Source organism: Campylobacter ureolyticus ACS-301-V-Sch3b, from assembly GCF_000413435.1.
In the GTDB taxonomy this organism is placed as follows: Bacteria; Campylobacterota; Campylobacteria; order Campylobacterales; family Campylobacteraceae; genus Campylobacter_B; species Campylobacter_B ureolyticus_A.
In genome coordinates this window covers 273,738-293,690 of the sequence record NZ_KE340326.1, presented here as the reverse complement: position 1 = coordinate 293,690, position 19,953 = coordinate 273,738, and the positions used below count along the sequence as shown (strand labels likewise).

21 protein-coding genes are annotated in these 19,953 nt (G+C 29.1%); 13 read left to right on the top strand and 8 right to left on the bottom strand.

Annotated elements, in window-relative coordinates; translation table 11 throughout:
- Window positions 1-2,364 carry a heavy metal translocating P-type ATPase gene (locus HMPREF9309_RS01425; RefSeq protein ID WP_016646141.1) on the bottom strand — a complete coding sequence of 788 codons (2,364 nt, stop codon included), beginning with the start codon at window positions 2,362-2,364 and terminating at the stop codon, window positions 1-3.
- A 104-nt stretch (window positions 2,365-2,468) separates the two neighbouring features.
- On the opposite strand from HMPREF9309_RS01425, the gene HMPREF9309_RS01420 reads away from it, so the two are divergent.
- From HMPREF9309_RS01420 to HMPREF9309_RS01405, 4 genes are all read left to right on the top strand, one after another.
- On the top strand, window positions 2,469-2,849 hold the full coding sequence (locus tag HMPREF9309_RS01420) for a hypothetical protein (RefSeq protein WP_016646140.1): 381 nt from the start codon (window positions 2,469-2,471) through the stop codon (window positions 2,847-2,849).
- A gap of 136 nt (window positions 2,850-2,985) precedes the next feature.
- On the top strand, window positions 2,986-4,293 hold the full coding sequence (gene rho, locus HMPREF9309_RS01415) for a transcription termination factor Rho (protein WP_034907634.1): 1,308 nt from the start codon (window positions 2,986-2,988) through the stop codon (window positions 4,291-4,293).
- A gap of 15 nt (window positions 4,294-4,308) precedes the next feature.
- The gene (locus HMPREF9309_RS01410) at window positions 4,309-4,971 is read left to right on the top strand and encodes an SIMPL domain-containing protein (RefSeq protein WP_016646138.1); all 663 of its coding nucleotides are present in this window, start codon (window positions 4,309-4,311) and stop codon (window positions 4,969-4,971) included.
- 5 nt (window positions 4,972-4,976) lie between these two features.
- Window positions 4,977-6,701 (top strand): DNA polymerase III subunit gamma/tau, encoded by a 1,725-nt coding sequence (locus tag HMPREF9309_RS01405; RefSeq protein ID WP_016646137.1) that lies wholly within the window; start codon window positions 4,977-4,979, stop codon window positions 6,699-6,701.
- A 141-nt stretch (window positions 6,702-6,842) separates the two neighbouring features.
- On the opposite strand, the gene HMPREF9309_RS01400 is transcribed toward HMPREF9309_RS01405, so the two are convergent.
- The 6 genes from HMPREF9309_RS01400 to HMPREF9309_RS01375 form a co-directional block, all read right to left on the bottom strand.
- Window positions 6,843-7,406: a c-type cytochrome gene (locus HMPREF9309_RS01400; protein WP_016646136.1), complete on the bottom strand. Its 564-nt coding sequence runs from the start codon at window positions 7,404-7,406 to the stop codon at window positions 6,843-6,845.
- Window positions 7,407-7,475: 69 nt separating this feature from the next.
- Window positions 7,476-8,648 carry a major outer membrane protein gene (locus HMPREF9309_RS01395; RefSeq protein ID WP_016646135.1) on the bottom strand — a complete coding sequence of 391 codons (1,173 nt, stop codon included), beginning with the start codon at window positions 8,646-8,648 and terminating at the stop codon, window positions 7,476-7,478.
- Between the two features lie 337 nt (window positions 8,649-8,985).
- Complete coding sequence (locus HMPREF9309_RS09250; protein ID WP_016646134.1) at window positions 8,986-9,075, bottom strand: type II toxin-antitoxin system RelE/ParE family toxin; 90 nt, start codon at window positions 9,073-9,075, stop codon at window positions 8,986-8,988.
- 350 nt (window positions 9,076-9,425) lie between these two features.
- Window positions 9,426-10,055 carry a lysophospholipid acyltransferase family protein gene (locus HMPREF9309_RS01385; protein WP_034907633.1) on the bottom strand — a complete coding sequence of 210 codons (630 nt, stop codon included), beginning with the start codon at window positions 10,053-10,055 and terminating at the stop codon, window positions 9,426-9,428.
- A complete protein-coding gene (gene miaB, locus HMPREF9309_RS01380; protein WP_016646131.1) occupies window positions 10,036-11,334 on the bottom strand; it encodes a tRNA (N6-isopentenyl adenosine(37)-C2)-methylthiotransferase MiaB in 1,299 nt (432 codons plus the stop codon). The genes HMPREF9309_RS01385 and miaB overlap by 20 nt, the downstream gene beginning before the upstream one ends.
- Window positions 11,331-11,573 (bottom strand): HP0268 family nuclease, encoded by a 243-nt coding sequence (locus HMPREF9309_RS01375; RefSeq protein ID WP_016646130.1) that lies wholly within the window; start codon window positions 11,571-11,573, stop codon window positions 11,331-11,333. The genes miaB and HMPREF9309_RS01375 overlap by 4 nt, the downstream gene beginning before the upstream one ends.
- 159 nt (window positions 11,574-11,732) lie before the next feature.
- On the opposite strand from HMPREF9309_RS01375, the gene nusA reads away from it, so the two are divergent.
- The 9 genes from nusA to HMPREF9309_RS01330 all read left to right on the top strand — a co-directional run bounded on the left by nusA (window position 11,733) and on the right by HMPREF9309_RS01330 (window position 19,156).
- Complete coding sequence (nusA, locus tag HMPREF9309_RS01370; protein WP_016646129.1) at window positions 11,733-12,818, top strand: transcription termination factor NusA; 1,086 nt, start codon at window positions 11,733-11,735, stop codon at window positions 12,816-12,818.
- Window positions 12,819-13,142: 324 nt separating this feature from the next.
- Entirely contained in the window at window positions 13,143-13,706 is a 564-nt protein-coding gene (locus tag HMPREF9309_RS01365) for a type II secretion system protein (RefSeq protein WP_016646128.1), read from the top strand.
- A gap of 365 nt (window positions 13,707-14,071) precedes the next feature.
- The gene (locus HMPREF9309_RS01360; protein WP_034907631.1) at window positions 14,072-15,244 is read left to right on the top strand and encodes a sulfatase-like hydrolase/transferase; all 1,173 of its coding nucleotides are present in this window, start codon (window positions 14,072-14,074) and stop codon (window positions 15,242-15,244) included.
- Between the two features lie 154 nt (window positions 15,245-15,398).
- Complete coding sequence (locus tag HMPREF9309_RS01355) at window positions 15,399-15,818, top strand: TOBE domain-containing protein (RefSeq protein ID WP_016646126.1); 420 nt, start codon at window positions 15,399-15,401, stop codon at window positions 15,816-15,818.
- 62 nt (window positions 15,819-15,880) lie between these two features.
- Window positions 15,881-16,618, top strand: a complete 738-nt coding sequence (gene modA, locus HMPREF9309_RS01350) for a molybdate ABC transporter substrate-binding protein (protein WP_016646125.1) — start codon at window positions 15,881-15,883, stop codon at window positions 16,616-16,618.
- Between the two features lie 2 nt (window positions 16,619-16,620).
- A complete protein-coding gene (locus HMPREF9309_RS01345) occupies window positions 16,621-17,007 on the top strand; it encodes a TOBE domain-containing protein (RefSeq protein WP_016646124.1) in 387 nt (128 codons plus the stop codon).
- Between the two features lie 39 nt (window positions 17,008-17,046).
- On the top strand, window positions 17,047-17,715 hold the full coding sequence (gene modB, locus HMPREF9309_RS01340; RefSeq protein ID WP_016646123.1) for a molybdate ABC transporter permease subunit: 669 nt from the start codon (window positions 17,047-17,049) through the stop codon (window positions 17,713-17,715).
- Window positions 17,712-18,581: a sulfate/molybdate ABC transporter ATP-binding protein gene (locus HMPREF9309_RS01335; RefSeq protein WP_016646122.1), complete on the top strand. Its 870-nt coding sequence runs from the start codon at window positions 17,712-17,714 to the stop codon at window positions 18,579-18,581. Before modB ends, HMPREF9309_RS01335 begins: the two co-directional genes overlap by 4 nt.
- 56 nt (window positions 18,582-18,637) lie before the next feature.
- Window positions 18,638-19,156: a cysteine hydrolase family protein gene (locus tag HMPREF9309_RS01330; protein WP_016646121.1), complete on the top strand. Its 519-nt coding sequence runs from the start codon at window positions 18,638-18,640 to the stop codon at window positions 19,154-19,156.
- A 33-nt stretch (window positions 19,157-19,189) separates the two neighbouring features.
- On the opposite strand, the gene thiD is transcribed toward HMPREF9309_RS01330, so the two are convergent.
- Window positions 19,190-19,948: a bifunctional hydroxymethylpyrimidine kinase/phosphomethylpyrimidine kinase gene (gene thiD / locus HMPREF9309_RS01325; protein ID WP_016646120.1), complete on the bottom strand. Its 759-nt coding sequence runs from the start codon at window positions 19,946-19,948 to the stop codon at window positions 19,190-19,192.
- Window positions 19,949-19,953 lie beyond the last annotated feature (5 nt).

Below are 19,953 nucleotides of genomic sequence, written 5' to 3'. Positions count from 1 at the left end.
TTAATCCTTTAAATTTTTTACACTATTTAACACCACAGCAAGTGAGCTTAAGCTCATTGAAAGTGCTGCAATTAGTGGTATTATATACCCAAACACAGCAAGTGGAATTGTTATGGCATTATAAAAAAATGATATTGCTAAATTTTCTTTAATGGTTTTTAATGTTTTTTTAGAAATTACTATCATTTCATAAAGACTTTTTAAGCTCTCATCCATTAAAACTACATCACTTTTTTCAACACTTATACTAGCGCCATTTCCCATTGCAATACCTACAGTTGCTATGCTTAGAGCATTTGCATCATTTATGCCATCACCAACCATTATAACTTTTTCAAGATTTTTTATAAAATCAGCTTTTTGAAGTGGAGAAAAACCAGCTTTATAGTCATTTATTCCAAGTTTTTTTGCCACATTTTCTACAACTTTTTCATTATCGCCACTTAAAATATATAGTTTTAATCCAAGATTTTTAATGTTTTCAATAAGTATTTTAGCATCATCTTTTAACATATCTTCAAGCTCAAATTTTGCTACGACTTCGCCATTGATAGCAAAAAAATAGTTTGTCAAATCGCTTTTTTTGCACTCTATACCACACTCATTTAAAAACTTAAAATTTCCACCTATTAAATCAAAATTTTGATATTTTGCTTTTACGCCTTTTGCTGCAATTTCACTAAATTCACTAAATTTAAGCTCATTAAATTTAACTTTATCATTTATAAATTTAAAAACTGATTTACTTACTAAATGGTTTGACTTTTTAACTAAGTTTAAAAGCAAATTTTCATCAAATTTTTTAAATTTGGTAAAATTTATAACTTCAAATTCGCCTTTTGTAAGAGTTCCAGTTTTATCAAAAACTATATTTTCACACCCAGCAACACTTTCTAAAATAGCAGCTTCTTTAAAAATAATTTTATTTTTAAGACCTATACTAAGTCCAACTAAAGTCGCAACAGGTGTTGCAAGTCCTAGTGCACATGGGCAAGCTACGATTAAAACACTTACTGCAACTAAGATTGATTTTTGTAAATCTGAATTAAAAATCATCCAACAAATAAAAGTTATCAAACTAAGCGATAAAATAACTGCTGAAAAATAGCCTGAAATTTTAGTTGTAAGAAGTTCTATTTTGGATTTTTTAAACGAAGCATTTTCAAGCAAGGTTATTATTTTATTCAAAAGTGAGCTTTTAAAATCACAACTTGCTTCATACGTAAGGCTTCCATCAAGGCATATCGCACCACTATCAACAGATAAATTTTTTTCTTTAAAAAGTGGCAGGCTTTCACCACTTAAACTTGCATAATCAAAGCTTCCAGATCCACTAATTACTCTACCATCAACTAGTACTTTATCACCACTATTAATTAAAATAATATCGCCTTTTTTCACTAAATTTAGATCTTTTGCTTCAAAGTTATCTCCATTTTTTACCATAACTTCGCTATTTAATAAATTTGAAAAACTATCAAGCCTATCTACAGCTTTTTTTTGTGCTAAAAGCTCTAAATATTTTCCACCAAAAACAAAGGTAATTATCATCGCAGCACTTTCAAAATAAACCTCCCCACTTCTTGTAAGCATGACATAAATTGAGTAAAAATAAGCCGTCAAAGCTCCAGTTATAACAAGTAAGTCCATATTTGGAACTCTTGTTTTTATAGAAGTTTTTGCTCCTTTAAAAAAAACACTTCCTGTATAAAAAATAACTGGCGTTGCCAAGATAAATTCTACAAAATGAAGTAAGTCTTTATTTGCTTGCGAGATTGAACTAAAATATCCACTATAAAGTGCCACTGCTATCCACATTATATTCATAGTTACAAAAATTCCCACCAAGAGCTTTGAATAGTACTCTCTTCTTTTTGCATCCATTCTTTTTTGAGATCTTTTTGGATCATAAGCAAAAGCATTGTAGCCGATTGAGTTAATAAGGTTAAAAATATTTGATAAGTTTGTGGTGTTTTCATCCCAGATTATTTTTGCTTTATGAGTTGAGGCATTTATGCTAGCTTCGATAATTCCAGGATGGTTAAAAAGGACTTTTTCATTTAGCCAAACACATGCAGCACAATGAATTCCTTCTATTATTATATAAATTTCATTAAAGCCATCATCTGTTTTTTTAACATAATTTTTATAAAAATTCTCGGTGTTTTCTTTTGTAAATTTTTTCAAGCTTGAGACAGGATCTAGTTTATTTTTGCCAAGTTTTTCATAAAATTCAGCATAGCCTTCACTATTTAAAAGGTAAAACACCTCTTTACAGCCATTACAGCAAAATTTATTTCCAAACTCATCAGTAATAAGTTCATTTTCATTAAAGCTTAGTTGGCAGTGATTACATTTTTCCATTTATTTTCCATTTTTATTACAAATTTATTCCAAATTTAGTCTTGTATTTTACAAATTATAGCCTTTAAATTCAATATATGCTAATATTATAAAGAGGTAAATTTATGAAAAGTTTAGCAATTATATTTTTTATTTTTGAATGTTTTGATATTTTTTTAAACAAAAGCGAGAATTTACAAGGCTTGATTTTAAGCTATGCTAAAAAATGGCAAAAATCTCCATTTTTATTTTTAATAACCCAGTTTAATTTTTTATTTTTGAGTTTTTGTATTTTTTGCTTAAATTTAAAAAGTCCTATTTTAATAACACTTTATTTCTTATATCTTTTTGATAGTTTATGTAAAGCTTATTTTTGTGCAAAAATTTCTAAAGGTGAATTAAGAGATGATATAAAATTTTTTCTATCAAATGATGTTAAAATTCCACTTCAAACCAGATTTATCTTTTCACTAAGTATTACTTTTTTGTTTTATTTAGGTCTTTAAGCAAAGCCTTTTTAAAGCCTATAAAGAAAGTATTAAGTTAAATTTGACTAAAATAAACCTTGCATTGTAAAAAATGCAAACTTCAATTATATTGAAAATCTACATAAATTTATATTCTGATTTTAAAGAAGGACAGATGGAAAATAATACTAATAATAAAAAACAGCACACGCGAACACATATACCTGTTGATGGGCATAAAATAGAAGATTTAAGGATAATGGATATTGAGTCTTTGGCTCAAATGGCAACTGAAATGGGTATAGAAAATCCAAGAGAATTTAGAAAACAAGAACTTATTTTTGAAATTTTAAAAACACAAACAAAGCAGGGTGGATTTATTTTATTTACTGGAATTTTGGAAATTACAAGTGAGGGATATGGTTTTTTAAGAGGAATTGACGCAAATTTAAGTGATAGTGTAAATGATGCGTATGTAAGTCTTAGCCAAATTAGAAAATTTGCTCTTCGTGTTGGAGATATCGTAACAGGTCAGGTTAGAGAGCCAAAAGATCAAGAGAAATATTATGCACTTTTAAAAATAGAAGCGATAAATTATAAAACAATAGCAGAAGCTAGACAAAGACCACTTTTTGATAACTTAACCCCACTTTTCCCAACAAAGCAGCTTAAACTTGAATACGATGCAATGAAACTAACCGGAAGAGTGCTTGATCTTTTTACCCCAATTGGAAAAGGTCAAAGAGGACTTATAGTAGCTCCTCCAAAAAGTGGTAAAACTGAACTTATGAAAGAACTAGCTCATGGAATTGCTAAAAATCATCCTGAGGTTGAGCTTTTGGTGTTGTTAGTTGATGAAAGACCAGAAGAGGTTACTGATATGCAGCGCTCAGTAAAAGGCGAAGTATTTAGCTCAACTTTTGATGAACCAGCAATAAATCACGTAAGAGTTAGTGAGCTTGTTATAGAAAAGGCTAAAAGAGCTGTTGAAATGGGAAAAGATGTTGTAATTTTACTTGATAGTATAACTCGTCTTGCAAGGGCTTATAACACAGTTACTCCAAGTAGTGGAAAAGTATTAAGTGGTGGTGTTGATGCAAATGCGCTTCACAAACCAAAAAGATTTTTTGGAGCAGCTAGAAATATAGAAGAGGGCGGAAGTCTTACAATAGTAGCAACTGCTTTAATTGATACTGGTTCAAAAATGGATGAGGTTATATTTGAAGAGTTTAAAGGAACTGGAAATAGTGAAATTTTACTTGATAGAAATATAAGCGAAAGAAGAATTTATCCAGCAATTAATATCCTAAAATCAAGCACTAGAAAAGAAGAGCTTTTACAAACTCCTGATATGCTTCAAAAAGTTTGGGCTTTGCGTTCAGCAATTGCCACAATGGATGATGTAGAAGCACTTAAATTTTTATATTCAAAAATGCTTACAACTAAAAACAACGAAGAGCTTTTATCTATAATGAATGAGTAAAAAAAGGAATTTGAAGTGAAAAAAGTTTTATTTTTAATGGTTTTTTTGTTAAATTTTGTTTTGGCTGATGGTTTTGTAACAGTTTATGGAAACTCAAATTTAACTCTTTTACCAAATAGAGCAGTTTTAAATTTAGATATCTACTCAGATGGTGGGAATTTGCTAAACGTAAAAGAAAAAAATGATAAAATCACAAAAAAAACTAATGATTTATTAAAAGAACAAAACATCTCAAAAAGCAGCATTCAAATACAAAGAGCTTTTATAAGCTCACGCGATAAATATAGCAAAAATGGCGAAGTTATTGGAAAAATTTACTCTGTATCTAAAAATGCAAGAATTAGTATAAATGATATAAATAAAACTCATTCACTAATAGATGCCTTGATAAGTGCAGGAATTTCAAATATCAATGTAAGCTATGAAAACAATGAGATAAAAACCTATGAAAATAAAGCTTTAAAAGAAGCTTTAAATTTGGCTAGGCAAAAGGCTTTAAAGCTAGCCGAAGCTTCAAATAAAGAATTAGGTGAAATTATAGAGGTTGAAGAGCTTGGTGCAAATTCGCAAAACTATTTTATGAATGCAAAAAGTCTAAATGCTGCTGATAGTTTTGGAAATTTAGATGGTGTAATTTCAGTTGGCGCTAGTGTAAAAGTTAAATTTAACTTAAAGTAAAATACATGTATCAAGTTTTATCTTTAAAGTATCGTCCTAAAAATTTTGATGAGCTTATAGGTCAAGAAGCAGTTTCAAGAAGTCTTTCAAATGCGCTTGATAGTAAGCGTTTGGCAAATGCTTATCTTTTTAGCGGGCTTAGAGGAAGTGGAAAAACAAGTAGTGCTAGAATTTTAGCAAAATCTATGCTTTGTAAAAATGGTCCAACGAGTCATCCTTGCGAAGTTTGCGATAGTTGTAAAATGGCAAATGAAAATGCTCATATTGACATTATAGAAATGGATGCAGCAAGTAGAAGAAAAATAGATGATATTAGAGAACTCATTGAGCGAACAAAAACATACCCATCAATTTCACGCTATAAGGTATTTATCATTGATGAGGTTCATATGCTTACAAAAGAGGCGTTTAATGCGTTTTTAAAGACTTTAGAAGAGCCACTTGAACATATTAAATTTATTCTTGCTACAACTGATCCATTAAAACTTCCAGCTACGATTTTATCAAGGACTCAGCATTTTAGGTTTAAGCCAATTTCTCAAAATTTAGTGATAAACCATCTAGCAAATATTTTAAATAAAGAAAATACCCCTTTTGAGGATGAGGCTTTGAAAATAATTGCAAGAAGTGGGGAAGGCTCACTAAGAGATAGTATAACCTTGCTTGATCAAAGTATAAGCTTTACAAATGGTAGTGTTAATGCAAAAGAAGTTGCTTCCATGCTTGGACTTGTAGATCCTGTAAAAATAGATGAAATTCTAAACATTGTTTTAAAAAGAGATAGAAAAGGCGTTATAAGCATACTTGATGAATTAAGTAGTTATGAGGCAGATTCGATAATTGATCAGCTTACCTTGAACTTAAAAGATAAATTTTTAAGCAAAAATCCAAAATTTAATGTTTTTATGTACGAGAGGTTTTTTAGAGTTTTAAGTGAAGCTAAAACTATGCTAAATATGGGAAGCGATAATGGATTTACCATGGCCATGACTTTGTTTTTAATGATAGAATCAATGAACTTAAAAAGCATAGATGATGTTATGAGTGAAGTTTCAAACAAAGAACAAGACAATATTTTAAAAGACTCAAAAAATTTAGAAAAAGATAAAAAAGACTTAATATCAGAAATAAAAACAACAAAAACCTCATATGATGAGTATTTGGCAAATATCTATGATAGAAACTATGAGCTTGGTGAATGCTTTAAAAGAAGCGTTAAATTTAATGATTTTAAAGATAATACTTTATTTATAACATCATTTGGTGATGAGTCTGATAGTGAGTTTTTAAGAAAATCATCAAAAGTTATAATGGAAATTTTAAGAAAAACTTTTAATAAAGATAGTAAAATAAAAATTTCTAAGTTAGAAAATGAGCAAAACTTACAAAATAAAAAATCTGAAACTATAAATAAAAATTCTAATACAGCCACGGAAGGTTTTAATAAAGATTTGTCTATAAAAAAAGAGGATAATTTAAATAAGGACCTGCAAGAAAATGATGATAGTTTAAATAACTCAGATTTTGATGATGAATTTAACAAAGATCTTGCAAATTTAAAAAAATTTAATAAATTAAAAAATAGTTTGAACTCGCAAAATTTAGAAGAAAAAAATAAATTTTTATTGAATGAACTAAAAAATTCAAACAATTTTAAAGAAAGTGAAGAGACTAAGAATCTAAAAGAGTTAACTAGACTTTTTGGAGATCCTAAGGTTGAGGAAAATTAAAATATTTTCCATAAATAGCTAAATAATTAAATAGAAGCTACCATTAAACAATTCGAAAATTAATAAATTTTCAGATAGCAAAAAATAATAATGTAAGTAAAATAAAATATAAAAGCTTAAATTTAAGCTTTTATAATAAACTTATTTAAGATAGGTACCTTGATTTGTTGGATTTCTTGAGATATTTGTGTTTTCCATAGCTTTATCTTTAAATATATAATCATCTTCACCTTTTAGATAAGCTATTATATAGCCTAACTCCTCGCTTGATGTTGAGGCTGCGATTGGCTGCATTATGATTCTTCCAGCTTTTCCATAAGTTGAATCATTATAATATGCTTGAAATGAGTAATAAATCTCTTTTCCGCTCATTTTAGATAGTTTTCTAACTCCAGCGTAAGATCTTCTATCGCCTTTTTCGCCATGGCATTCAAGACATTTTTTATCATAGATTTTTTTACCTTGCTCAGTGGAATAATCAATGTTTTTATTAATACCAATACCTAAAAATCTACTATCTCCAACATTTGGAGTGGCACTATAGACATTAACTTCAACGCCTTCATCTTTAGAATGTTTTTCAACTAAAGCTTTTAGTTCTTTTGCAAATTCGCCTTTTGCTTCAAATATATAAGTTTCATCGTTTGCATCGCAAAAAGAGATAAAAAGACATGCTAAAAATGAAAATTTAAGTAGTTTTTTCATAGGTTTTCCTAGATGTAAGTTAATAATTAATAAAGTGAGAGCCTAAAGCTCTCACTTGAGTAAGAAAGATTAGAATGAATATTTAGCTTCAAATCTAACTCTATCGTTTTTCTCATCACCCTCTTTTACATGTGAATACCATGTTTTGAATTTAAGTTTATCTGAGTGAGCATACTCTAATCTACCAACTATTTCTTTCATTTTTGTTTTTTCGTCAACAACTTTATTTTTACCATCAAGATAGTCAGCACCGATTCTTACACTAGTATCTGGGATAGTATATCCAGCTGTTATAAACCAGTAGTTGTTTTCACCATTAAATAGAGTATAGTCAACTAACTCTTCACCTGGTTTTATAAAGCTACCGCTATCTTCGAAAGATACTAAAGATACTTTATCTTTTTTAGTTGAGAAATCAACATATCCAGCTGTTAAATCTACACCATATAGTTCTGTTCCAAGCTCAATACCATAAAAATCTGCATCATCTACAATATTGTTCAAATCTTTTTTGAAAGAGCCATCAATATCAGAAAAAGCATATTGGAATTTTGCATTAAGATTTACATCCTCATTAACATCAAATGATGTAGCAAGTTCAACTGCGAAAAGATCAGTTACATCCTGAAGTATAGCATACCATACTTGGAAACTTACTGGGTCATAACTACCAAGAGCTGCTACACCATAAAGGTTGTGATCTGTAACTTCTTTCTTTTTACCATCTCTTATTCCTAATGTTCCGATATCACTATCTCTCTCTAAGGCATCCATCCATAAAGCAGCAAGAGTTAAGCCCTCAATATCGCTATTTAGAACTTTTATACCATCGCCAAACATATCATCTGTAAAGAATGCTCCAACATCTTGACGACCAACTTGAACAACAGTATTTCCTACTGCATAGCCAAAGTACGCTCTATTTAAATCAAATCCATCACCTCTTGTATTTTTTCCACTTAATGATGTTGATCTATCAGTATCTAGATATCTTATACCTGCAACTGCAAAGAAGTTATCGTCAATTTTTGTTTTTAGGTTAAGCTCGCCTTTGAAATTCCAGTTGCTATCTCCTGTTCTGTTTTCATTAACATTTTTGCTACTGTCGTTAGTATATCTTACTCTTAGCATTCCACCTACATCTACATCTTTGATAGCTTCTTCTAGTGGGGTAGCTGAAGCAGTAGTAGCCATAATACCTGTTGCCATTGCGGCGATTAAACTTAGTTTAACTAATTTCATTTAGAACTCCTTTTTTCAATTAAAATAAATTGTTAGATGTAATAGTAGCATAAAAATTTGAAATATTTGCTTAAAGTTATCTTAAATTTGCCATTTTGCGGCTATTTTGTTGCTAAGTGTTAACCAAAGAGCCTAAAAAACAAGGTTTTTGTAAACAAAAACTTCTAAGAAAAATTTTCTTAGAAGTCAAAGGAAGTTCAAATATGATCTTATTACTTAAGCAAAATTATATTTAAAATAGGTAAACACTTGGCAATAATAAATTTTATTAACTTTAAATTTTTAAAATAATAAAACATGTAGTAAAATTTATAAGCTTAAAACAAACACTAAGTATTTAAAATAATTTTGAATGTTTTGTTATATCGATAGCTTCTAAAATTAAAATATCATCATCTTTTTTATATATTAAAACTAAATCTGGCATTATATGGCAACCTCTAAAACTTTTTAGTTTTCCTTTTATTGGTGGTCTTTATATTTTTTATCTAAAGTTTCATCTTTTGCCAGTTTTTCTAATAAATTTATTGTTAAATCTTTTTGTTGTGTAGTTAATTTTTTAAAAGATGTTTTAAAATTTTTAGAGTATATGATTTTATATTTCATCAAGTGAGGCTCTTAATTCTTTCATATTATCGTAAGCTTTTATATTTCCAGCTTTATAGTCTTTAATGGTTTTTTGTGGATAGAGAGAATTTTATCTTCATAAGAGATTTGTTTTATTTCAACTTTTAGGTAAAGTTTTGCAACAGCTTTTAAAGCATATAAAAAAATTTTTTACTTTCCAGCCAGTTTAAAAAGCTCATTTTTAATCTTTTCTTTTGCCGCGTCAAGCTCTAAATTTTCTACGCTAAAAGGCTTGCTTAGGCTATAATACATAGTTGAAAACGGTTTTGGAAGTATCATCTCATCCCAGCTTTTAAACTGCCAAAATTTACTAGCCTCATAATTAAGTGCATAAATTTCAAGGTGCTGTTTTTGAGCTATGATGACCGCGCCATCGGCAACACTGTGTTTTGGACCTCTTGGACCATCTGGAGTTATGATAACATCAACTCCATTTCTTATCTCTTTAAAAGCATTTATTAAAGCTCTTGCCCCACCTTTTGAACTACTTCCTCTAATAGCACCAATTCCAAATTTTGATATGATTTGAGTGATGATCTCACCATCTTTATGATCTGAAATGATAACTTTGCCTTGCTTTTGTTTATTAAAGGCTTTACTCCACCAATGTCTGTAAGCAAAGCTCATCATAGCAAGTCTTCCATGCCAAAAAACAACCACACAAGGTTTTGAGGGCAAATTTGTAGGAGTAAATTTCTTTTTGCAAGTTAGATAAATCAACCAAATAACAAGATAAGCTATCCATTTAATAAAAAAAAGCTTAAGAGATGATTTCGCCATCCAAAACCATTCTTTTAGCAGATTTGATCAAAACTTTTTTTGTCCTACCTAAAAGCTCTTCCGTGCCATTAGCTAAAACATTAAAATTTGAAAAACTTCTACCACTTACTTGCATATTTGGGCGAAGCTCTTCAAAATATACATCAAATATTTTTCCAACTTGATTTTGCATGATTTTATCTAAAATTTCATTTTGTCTATTTTGTAAAAAAGTTAGTCTTTTGCTAGCTATTTCATCATCAATTAGAGGTAAATTAGCGGCTGGAGTTAAGGGGCGAGGACTAAATTTAAATGAAAAAATTTGCTCAAATTCTACTTCATTTACAACTTTTATTGTATCTTTAAAGTCCGCATCACTTTCACCAGGATATGCTACGATTATATCGGTGCTAATATTAACTTCAGGGCATATTTTTCTTAATTTTAAAGCCCTATTTAAAAACCACTCTTTTGTATATCCTCTTTTCATCGCCTTTAAAATCGCACTTGATCCACTTTGTAAAGGCATGTGCATTGATTTGCATATTTTATCATTATTTGTAAAAACATCTAAAAATTTATCATCCATGTGAAGCGGATGTGGGCTTGTAAAGCGAATTCTTTCAATTCCTTTAACTTCGCTAATTTTTACTAACAAATCACTAAAATCAATCTTTTCATGAAAACTTGAAAATCTTTTTCCATAGTTATTTACATTTTGTCCAAGTAAAAATACCTCTTTTGCGCCATTATCTGCAACTTTTTGGACTTCTTTTAAAATTAAATTTAAAGGTATTGATATCTCATCGCCTCTAGTTTGTGGGACGATGCAATAGGTGCATTTTTTATCACATCCTATCATTATATTAATGTAAGCTTTATAAGGACTACTTCTAAACTCGCCAAAGGCATACTCACTATCATCATAATTAATATCTGTGCTTATAAATTTTGGAGAATTTATAGCTTTTGTAATCTTAGATGTGTTTCTAGCTCCTAAAACAAAATCAACATACGGAGCCCTTTTAAAAATTTCTTTTCCCAAGTGACTTGCAGTGCAACCTAAAACTCCAATTTTAGCTCCATCTTTTTTTACTTTTTCATATCCTCCAACTTCGCTAAAAAGCTTATGAACAGGCTTTTCTCTAACTGAGCAAGTATTTATAAGTATTAAGTCCGCTTTTGAAATATCATCTGTTAAAATATAATCATCTTCTTTTTTAAGTTCTGCGATGATATGTTCAGAGTCTCTGACATTCATCGCACAACCTAGAGTTTGAATAAAGAGTAATTTACTCAAAGTATATGAACCTCATACATAAATTCATTCTCATCAAGACCATACTTTACAGTTCTTAGATATGCGCTCATATTTTTTTTCTTAAAATGCTCTATTAAAGCGATTAAGTCTTTGTGTTGATTTTCTCTATCAAAATAAAATATCCTTTGACCTGTTTTGGCGACTTCTTTTTCAATATCACTTAAAGATATATTATTAGGAGCTTTGCTTAGCTCGCTTCTTGCTATTTTTAACTCCATTTTAACTCCTTTTACTTTTTGCCTTTACTATTTTGAATTTGTGAGTATATCAAATTTTATGTAAAATTTCGTTTAAACAAAACAAAAGAGTAAAAATAGTATAATTACAATCCTTTCAAATTTAAATCAAAAAAATATCAGTGTTAAAAAAGGAAAAATATGGAAAAAATAGGCGATATAATCGAATCAATCGCAAATGAAAAAAATTTAGAGATAAAAGATGTAAAAGAAACAGTTCAAACTGCATTTATAAATACAGCTAAAAGAATGTTTGGAGAAAATTATGAATATGACGCTGTTTTTAACGAAACTTCTAAAAAAATAGATCTTTTTCAAAAAATTTTAATAGTAGCAGATAGTGAGTATAAAGGCGACTCGCACACTGTTTCATTAAGTGAAGCTAAAAAGATAGATAATAGTGCTGAAGTAGGCGATGAGCTAAGCTCACAAATAGATATAGAAAATTATGGCCGCACCGCATCTGCAAATTTAGCAAAAGAGCTAAATTATCATATAGAAAAGCTTTTAGAAGAAAAAGCTTATGAAAAATATAGTCAAAAAGTAGATAGTTTAATTTTTGGGAATGTTGTTTTTATAGATGATGAGGAAACTACTTATATAGAATTTGATGATTTAAGAGCTTTTATGCCTAGAAAAAACAGAATAAAAGATGAAAAATTTAAAGTAGGTGATGTTGTAAGAGCAGTTATAAGAAAAGTTTTTATAGATAAAAAAAGAGGCGTTAGAATTGAAATTTCAAGAACAAGTCCGAAATTTTTAGAAGCACTTCTAAAATCACAAGTTCCAGAAATTCAAGATGGAAGCGTTATAGTAAAAGCAAGTGCAAGAATTCCAGGACGAAGAGCAAAAGTAGCGCTATCTTCTATATCTCCAAATATTGATCCAATAGGCGCAACAGTTGGCGTAAAAGGTGTAAGAATAGATGCAGTAAGCAAAGAGATAAAAAATGAAAATATCGATGTTATAGAGTATTCATCTCAGCCTGAAATAATGCTCTCTCGCGCCATGGCACCTGCGATAATTAGCTCAGTTAGAATAGATGGCAATAAAGCAATGGTTCATTTAAACAGCGATCAAAAAAGTAAAGCTATAGGAAAAGATGGTATTAATATCCGCTTAGCTTCAATGATAACAGGACTTGAAATACAACTTGTTGAAAATGGCAAACAAACAGCTGATGATAATAAAGACTTGGTAAAAGATCTAAAATCACTTTTTGGATAAATAATAAATTTATAAAATTTAAAAGCTGAAATTTAAAAATTTTGGCTTTTATTGTGTGGATTTTAGCTTATTTGCAAATTTATTGGTATATATTATTACCACCAAACATATTCGCACTATTTTTGATAAAAAAGAGATTTTAGTGCTTGAAAAATTTATGAATTTTTAGAAATTTTTGCAAATTTAAAATAAATGAAAAATTTTAAACCGCCATATTTAGGGACTTTTGTATTAAAATTTGCATTTAAGATAAAAACTTGTTATAATTCTCTCAACATTTTACATAAGGGTATGTAAAGTGAAATACAATTTAAGGAGAAAGCCATGAAAAAAGGTTTTACAATGATTGAGTTGATCTTCGTGATCGTAATTTTAGGTATTTTAGCAGCAGTTGCTATCCCAAGACTAGCAGCTACAAGAGATGATGCAGAAGTTGCAAAAGCAGCTACAAATCTTACAACATTTATAAGTGACTTGGGTTCATACTATACTTCACAAGCTAAATTTGCTAAGAATTTTGCTGATATGAGTAATGTTCAGTTTCTAGCAGCAAAAGCAGGAACTGCGGATGCAACAACTGGTAGATTAACAGCTAGTCCAGAAGGACAAATAGCTGCAGCAGGTAAAAAGTGCTTAAAGCTTACTCTTACAGACTATGCTGCTACTACAAACAAACCAGCATTTTTAAAAGTTGAAGAGGGCGATGATAAGGGTGCAGCAGTTTGCCAAAAAGTTTTAAACAACGGTTCAGTTCAAAAACTAATAAAAGGAAAATTTGGTTATAGCAAGCTTGTGTCAGCTGCAACAGCAACAAAAGATGCTGTGTATCAAGATGACGATTCAGACGAGGGTGAAGTAGCTATAAGCGGTGTTGGAGTTAAATGGTAATATTTTATTAATTACCAATCTAACAAAAGCCCTAAGTTTTTAGGGCTTTTTTTATTTATATGTATTCTATACTATTTTTTACACTGTTTTTATTTCTTTTATTTTTTACAAAATCTAGAATTTTTATAATTTTTGGTATATTTTTTTCATTTATATTTTTATTAATAACCTTATTTAATTATCTTTTATATCACTATACTGGAAATTTTTTAAATATTTCTATTGTGAACATAATATTAATTAGTCTAGCTGGTACTCCAATAGCAACTTTTTGGAAGAGTATAGCGTTAGTTTTATTGTTTATATTGGCTATTGTTTTATTTTGTATTATTTTATATAAAAAAATATCTTTTTATGGCAAACATTTGAGATTTGCAGAAGTGTATTGCCTTTTTTTCATCTGTTTAGCTATATATTTTAATCCTCTTACAAAGTCCATTATAGAAATTTATCAATTTTTAAATCCACAATTTCATCCAAAAGTTAGTGAAAATTTAGAAAAATCACTCTCAAAACCAAAAATATTTAATGCTAATTTTAATAAAAATATAGTTTATATTTACTTAGAAAGTTTTAGTAGAAGCTTTACCACAAATTACAAAGAACTTACTCCAAATTTAAACTCTTTTGATAATAGGCTAGATTTTATAAATATAAATCAAATTCCTCAAGGTGCTGGCATAACAATTGAGGGATTATTTGCTAGCCAATGTGGATTGCCTTATTTTTTAACAAAATATGGAAAGAAAAAAGATGACGGTAATTTTAATCTAGAAAACGCTAAACCAAAATTCCCAAAATCAAATATAATTTGCGCTCCTGATTTTTTGCAAAAGTTAGGATATCATACATATTTTATAAAAGGAGCGGATTTAGGCTTTCAAAATACAGATATGTTTTTAAAAAGTAGAAACTATGATGAAATGTATGGTAAAAATGAGCTTATAAAAAGAGGCGCTAAAAATATTAACTCTTGGGGTGTTGATGATGATGAGCTTTTTAATTTTGCATTTAAAGACTTTATCAAAATGTCTGAAAGAAAAGATAAATTTTTGCAAGTTATTTTAAATGTAAGTATGCATGTACCAGATGGATTTGTATCAAAGAAGTGCAATGAGCTATTAGGTTTATCTTCAAATGAAATGTTAAATGCAGTTAAATGCACAGATTTTTTACTAGGTGAGTTTATAAATAAAATAAGATCGTCAAAATACTCTAAAAATACTATTATCGTAATACAAAATGATCATTTAATGCCTTATATGGTTGCCAATGGAGTTGATAGCAAGAAAATAGAAAATTCAAAAATGCTTTTTATGATATTAGATGATAGTATAAATGGAGTTAAAGTTATTGATAAATATGGTTCGTCTTTAGATACATTCACAACATTTTTAGGATATATTGGAGTGACTGATGAGATGAATTTAGGAAGAAATATTTTAATTAAAGACTCTCTTGATAATACAAAAGAAAATATTGATATGCTGTATAAAGCTGCAATGGGCGGACTTCTAAGTATAAAATATAAAAAATAATTTTAAAACCTCCTTGTTTTATTTTTTATAATTTAACTAAAATTTCATCTAAAAAGTTTAAATTTACTTAAATATAATCAATTTTTAATTTAAAGTTAAGATGATTTTGGCTAAACTAACTTAAATAAATTTTAAGTTTAAAAAGGAATTTAAGATGAAAATTAGTGCTAGAAATATACTTAAATGCAAAGTTGAAAGTTTAACTCCTGGAGCTGTTAATGAAGAAGTTGTTTTAAAGCTATCAAATGGCACAAAGATAACATCTATCATCACAAAAAATTCAGTTTCAAATCTAAATCTAAAATTAGGCGATGAAGTTTTTGCCATCATTAAATCAAGTTCGATAATGTTTGGTTTGGGTGAGCTTAAAATCAGTGCTAGAAATGTATTAAAAGGAAAAATTGTTTCAATTAAAAAAGGTGAAGTTAATGCAGAGGTTTGCCTTGATTTGGGCGATGGTGAGATAATAACAGGAATTATTACTTTAAACTCAGTTAAAAAACTTGATTTAAAAGTAGGTGATGAGGCAAGTGCTATCATAAAATCAAGCGAAGTTATGGTTGGCGTGGAGTAAAATATAACTAGTTTGTTTGTAAATTTTACAAAAATTTTAATATCTAATAAAAAAGGATAGAGGTGAAAAAATTTTTAGCGTTAGCTTTTAGTGTTTGTATTTTAAGTGCAGCTGAGATTAAAATAGCTGCTGCGGCAAATATCGGCTATGTTTTTGAGGAACTAAAAATAGAGTTTTTAAAAGATAGAAAAAGCGATAATGTTGTAGCAGATCTTGGAAGTAGCGGCCAGCTTAGTGCAAAAATTCAAGCAGGTGCAGACTATGCTATTTTTATGGCGGCAAATATGAAATTTGCAAATGACTTAAACGAAAAAGGTTTTAGTGCAAGTGGCCAAGTGGTTCCTTACACAAGAGGTGTTTTAGTTGCATTTAGTGATAAAAAAAGAGATTTAAGCGACGTTATGAATCTTTTAAAAGATAAAAGTATAGAAAAAATCTCAGTTGGCAATACAAAAACCGCACCTTATGGAATTGCAGCAAAAGAAGCATTTGAAAATGCTGGAATTTACAATGATATAGAGAAAAAACTTGTCTATGCACAAAGCATATCAGGTGTTATGCCACATGTTATTTCAGGTGCAGCTGATATAGGTTTTATCCCAAAATCAGGCTTGGTTGGAAAAGATAAGTATAAAAAAGATGAAAATTTTGTAGAAGTTGATAGAGCACTTTATGCACCACTTGATCAAGGTATGATTTTATTAAAAGGACATGAAAACGATAAGTTGGCAAAAGAGTTTTTTGAGTTTATTCAAAGCGATAGAGCAAAAGCTATATTTGCCGAGTTTGGCTATGAATAAAAATGAATAAAATAAAAGCAAAAGTTACTAATATAAAAGAGTGTGGGGACTTATCCCATCTCTTTTTAGATTCTTGTATAGGAAATCTTAGTCTTGTAATGTTAAGCGCTGATTTTGATATAGGTGATGAGATTGAGATAGGCTTTAAAGAAAGCGTTGTTGCAGTTTTGGTTGGCAAATGTGATACTTTAAGCTATTCAAATCAAATAAAAGTAATTATAAATTTGGTTGAAATGGGTGAAATTTTAACTAAAATTTGTGGCATTTATAAAAGTAGCAATGTTGAGATAATAAGTTTAATAACTACAAACTCAGCCAAAAGACTGAATTTAAAAAGTGGCGATGAGGCTACTTTTTTAATAAAAGCAACAGATATGTTTGTGGTGTGAGCTAATGAAATTTAAAAGTTTAAATTTAAGGATAAAATTATGCAAGGGTTAGATTTTACTCCTTTTATAGTTTCTTTAAAATTAGCTTTCATCACAACCATAGTGCTTTTTTTCGTGGTTCTTCCTTTTGCTTGGAATTTAAGTCAAAGTAAAAGTAAATTTAAACCACTTATTCAAAGTATTTGTGCGTTGCCACTAGTTTTGCCACCTACGGTTATGGGTTTTTACATCCTCTTTGCATTTTCAAAAAATTCCTTCATAGGTGGCTTTTTATATGAACATTTTGGAATTCAGTTAGTTTTTACTTTTTGGGGACTTGTTTTTGCAAGTTGTATTTATTCACTTCCTTTTATGTTTCAACCACTTCTAAGTGGCTTTGAAAGTTTAAATAAGAATGTTATTGAAGCTTCATATTTGAGTGGAAAAAGTAAATTTACAACACTTTTTAAAGTAGCTTTGCCAAACATAAAACCATCTCTTTTAACAGCGTTAGTTGTTACTTTTGCTCACACAATTGGAGAGTTTGGTATAGTTTTGATGGTTGGGGGCGGAGTAAGTGGAGAGACTAAAGTAGCTAGTATAGCCATATATGAGTTTAGTGAAATTTTAGATTTTAAATCGGCTCATATTTATAGTTTTATAATGTTAGTTATGAGTTTTGTGGTGCTTTTAAGTGTATATTTGTTTAATCAAAAGGCTAAAAAATGATAGAGTTTAGTTTAAAAAAAGAGCTTTTTGGTGTTAATGAAAATATGGAGCTTAATGTAAAAATTAGCTTTAAAAGTGGAAGTTTTATATCTTTAAGCGGAGAAAGTGGGAGTGGCAAAACAACTATTTTAAGATGTCTTGCTGGACTTGAAAAAGCAAATGGTTTTATAAAAGTTGATGATGAAATTTGGCAAGATGAAAAGATATTTTTAAGTCCACAAAAAAGAAGAATCGGTTTTGTTTTTCAAGATTATGCCTTATTTGAAAATTTAAGTGTAAAAGATAATTTTTTGTTTGTAGAAAAAGATATAAATCATTGCAATAAGCTTTTAGATATGCTAGGTCTTATGAGTTTAAAAGATAGATATCCTACAAATTTAAGTGGGGGACAAAAGCAACGCGTTGCGCTTGGTAGGGCAATGATGAGAAAGCCTAAGCTTTTGCTTCTTGATGAGCCACTTTCAGCACTTGATCCACATCTTAGAGCTAGACTTCAAGATGAAATTTCAAAAATTCAAGATTTGTTTAAAACAACTACGATTTTAGTAAGCCATGATCCAAATGAAATTTATAAACTTGCAAATTATATGTTTGTTTTAAAAAATGGAAAAATTGTTAAAAAGGGCACTCCAAAAGAAATTTTACTAAAAACAAGTGGAAGTCAAAAATTTGCATTTTCAGGCACTTTGTTAAATCTAGAAAAAATTGATACGATTTTTATAGCCACTGTTTCAGTTGGTCAGCAAATTACAGAAGTTGCATTGGCAAGTGATCTTGGGCTTAAAATAGGCGATGAAGTAACGATAAGCTCAAAAGCATTTAATTTAAATATAAGTAAGACTTTTGAAAAACAAGATGTTTTGTAAGAAGTGTTTATAAAATTTTGGTAAATTTATATAAATTTTTGAAAAAAGGAATAAAAATGAAAAGACTTTTGGTTGTTGTTGATTTTCAAAATGATTTTGTTTGTGGAAGTTTGGGTTTTGAAAAAGCTAAAGAACTAGAAAAAGTTATATTGGAAAAAATAAATGAGTATAAAAATGATGATATTATTTTTACTTTAGATACTCATGAGGATGATTATTTAAATACAATTGAAGGCGAGCATCTTCCTATAAAACACTGTGTAAAAGGCACTTCTGGGCATGAAATTTATGGAGAAATAAAAGAAATTTCTAAAAACTACCCCTGTATTGAGAAAGAAACTTTTGCCTCAAAAGAACTTTTGCATTTTATAGAAAATAAACCTTTTATTTATGAGAGTATTGAAATTTGTGGTCTTGTAAGTGATATTTGCGTGATATCAAATGCAATTATTGCAAAAGCTGCAAGTCCAAAAAGTAAAATTTTAGTTGATAAAAAAGCTACCTCATCGCCAAATTTAAAAATGCAAGAGATGGTTTTTAAGGTTATGCAAAATTTACATATAGAAGTAATATAAATTTATTAAATTTAGTAGTAAGACTTTAAAATTTTAAGACATAAATCCATTTAGATTATGTCTTATTGGACCTTTTCCATTTCCTAATTTTGGAGCAAATTTTATAGCATTATAAATGTAGTTTTTAGCCAATAAAATTGCCTCTTCTATATTTTTTCCAAGAGCTAAATTTGCAGCAATTGCAGTTGAGAACGAACACCCTGTTCCATGTAAGTTTGTACTATCTATAAATTTAGTTTTAAACTCTTTAATTAAACCATTTTTATAATAAAGCTTATCAATGCTTAAATTACCATTTTTTATATTTGTGATAACGGTGTCGCAAGGTGCGATAACTTCAAAATCACCATTTGGTTTTGTTTTAAAAAGCTTTTTTGCTTCATATAAATTTGGTGTTATTATCGTAGCAAATTCAAAAATATTTTTTAAATAGCTTATATTTTCATCACTCATTAACGTTGAACCGGCTTTTGAGATAAAAACAGGATCTAAAATAATAGGAATTTTAAGATCTTTTATAAACTCATAGGTTAGATCAATTACATCTTTATTTGAGAGCATTCCTATTTTAACGGCATTTATTTTAAAATCTTTTGTAATAGCATCAAGTTGTTTTTGTATAAAATCAGTAGGTAGATCAAAAACAGCTTCTACGCCAAGGCTATTTTGAGCAGTAACTGCTGTGATGGCTGTTGTGCTAAAAACTTTAAAATATTCAGCCGTTTTAATGTCTGCTTGAATGCCCGCTCCACCACCACTATCACTTCCTGCTATTATTAAAATAGTTTTCATAAAAC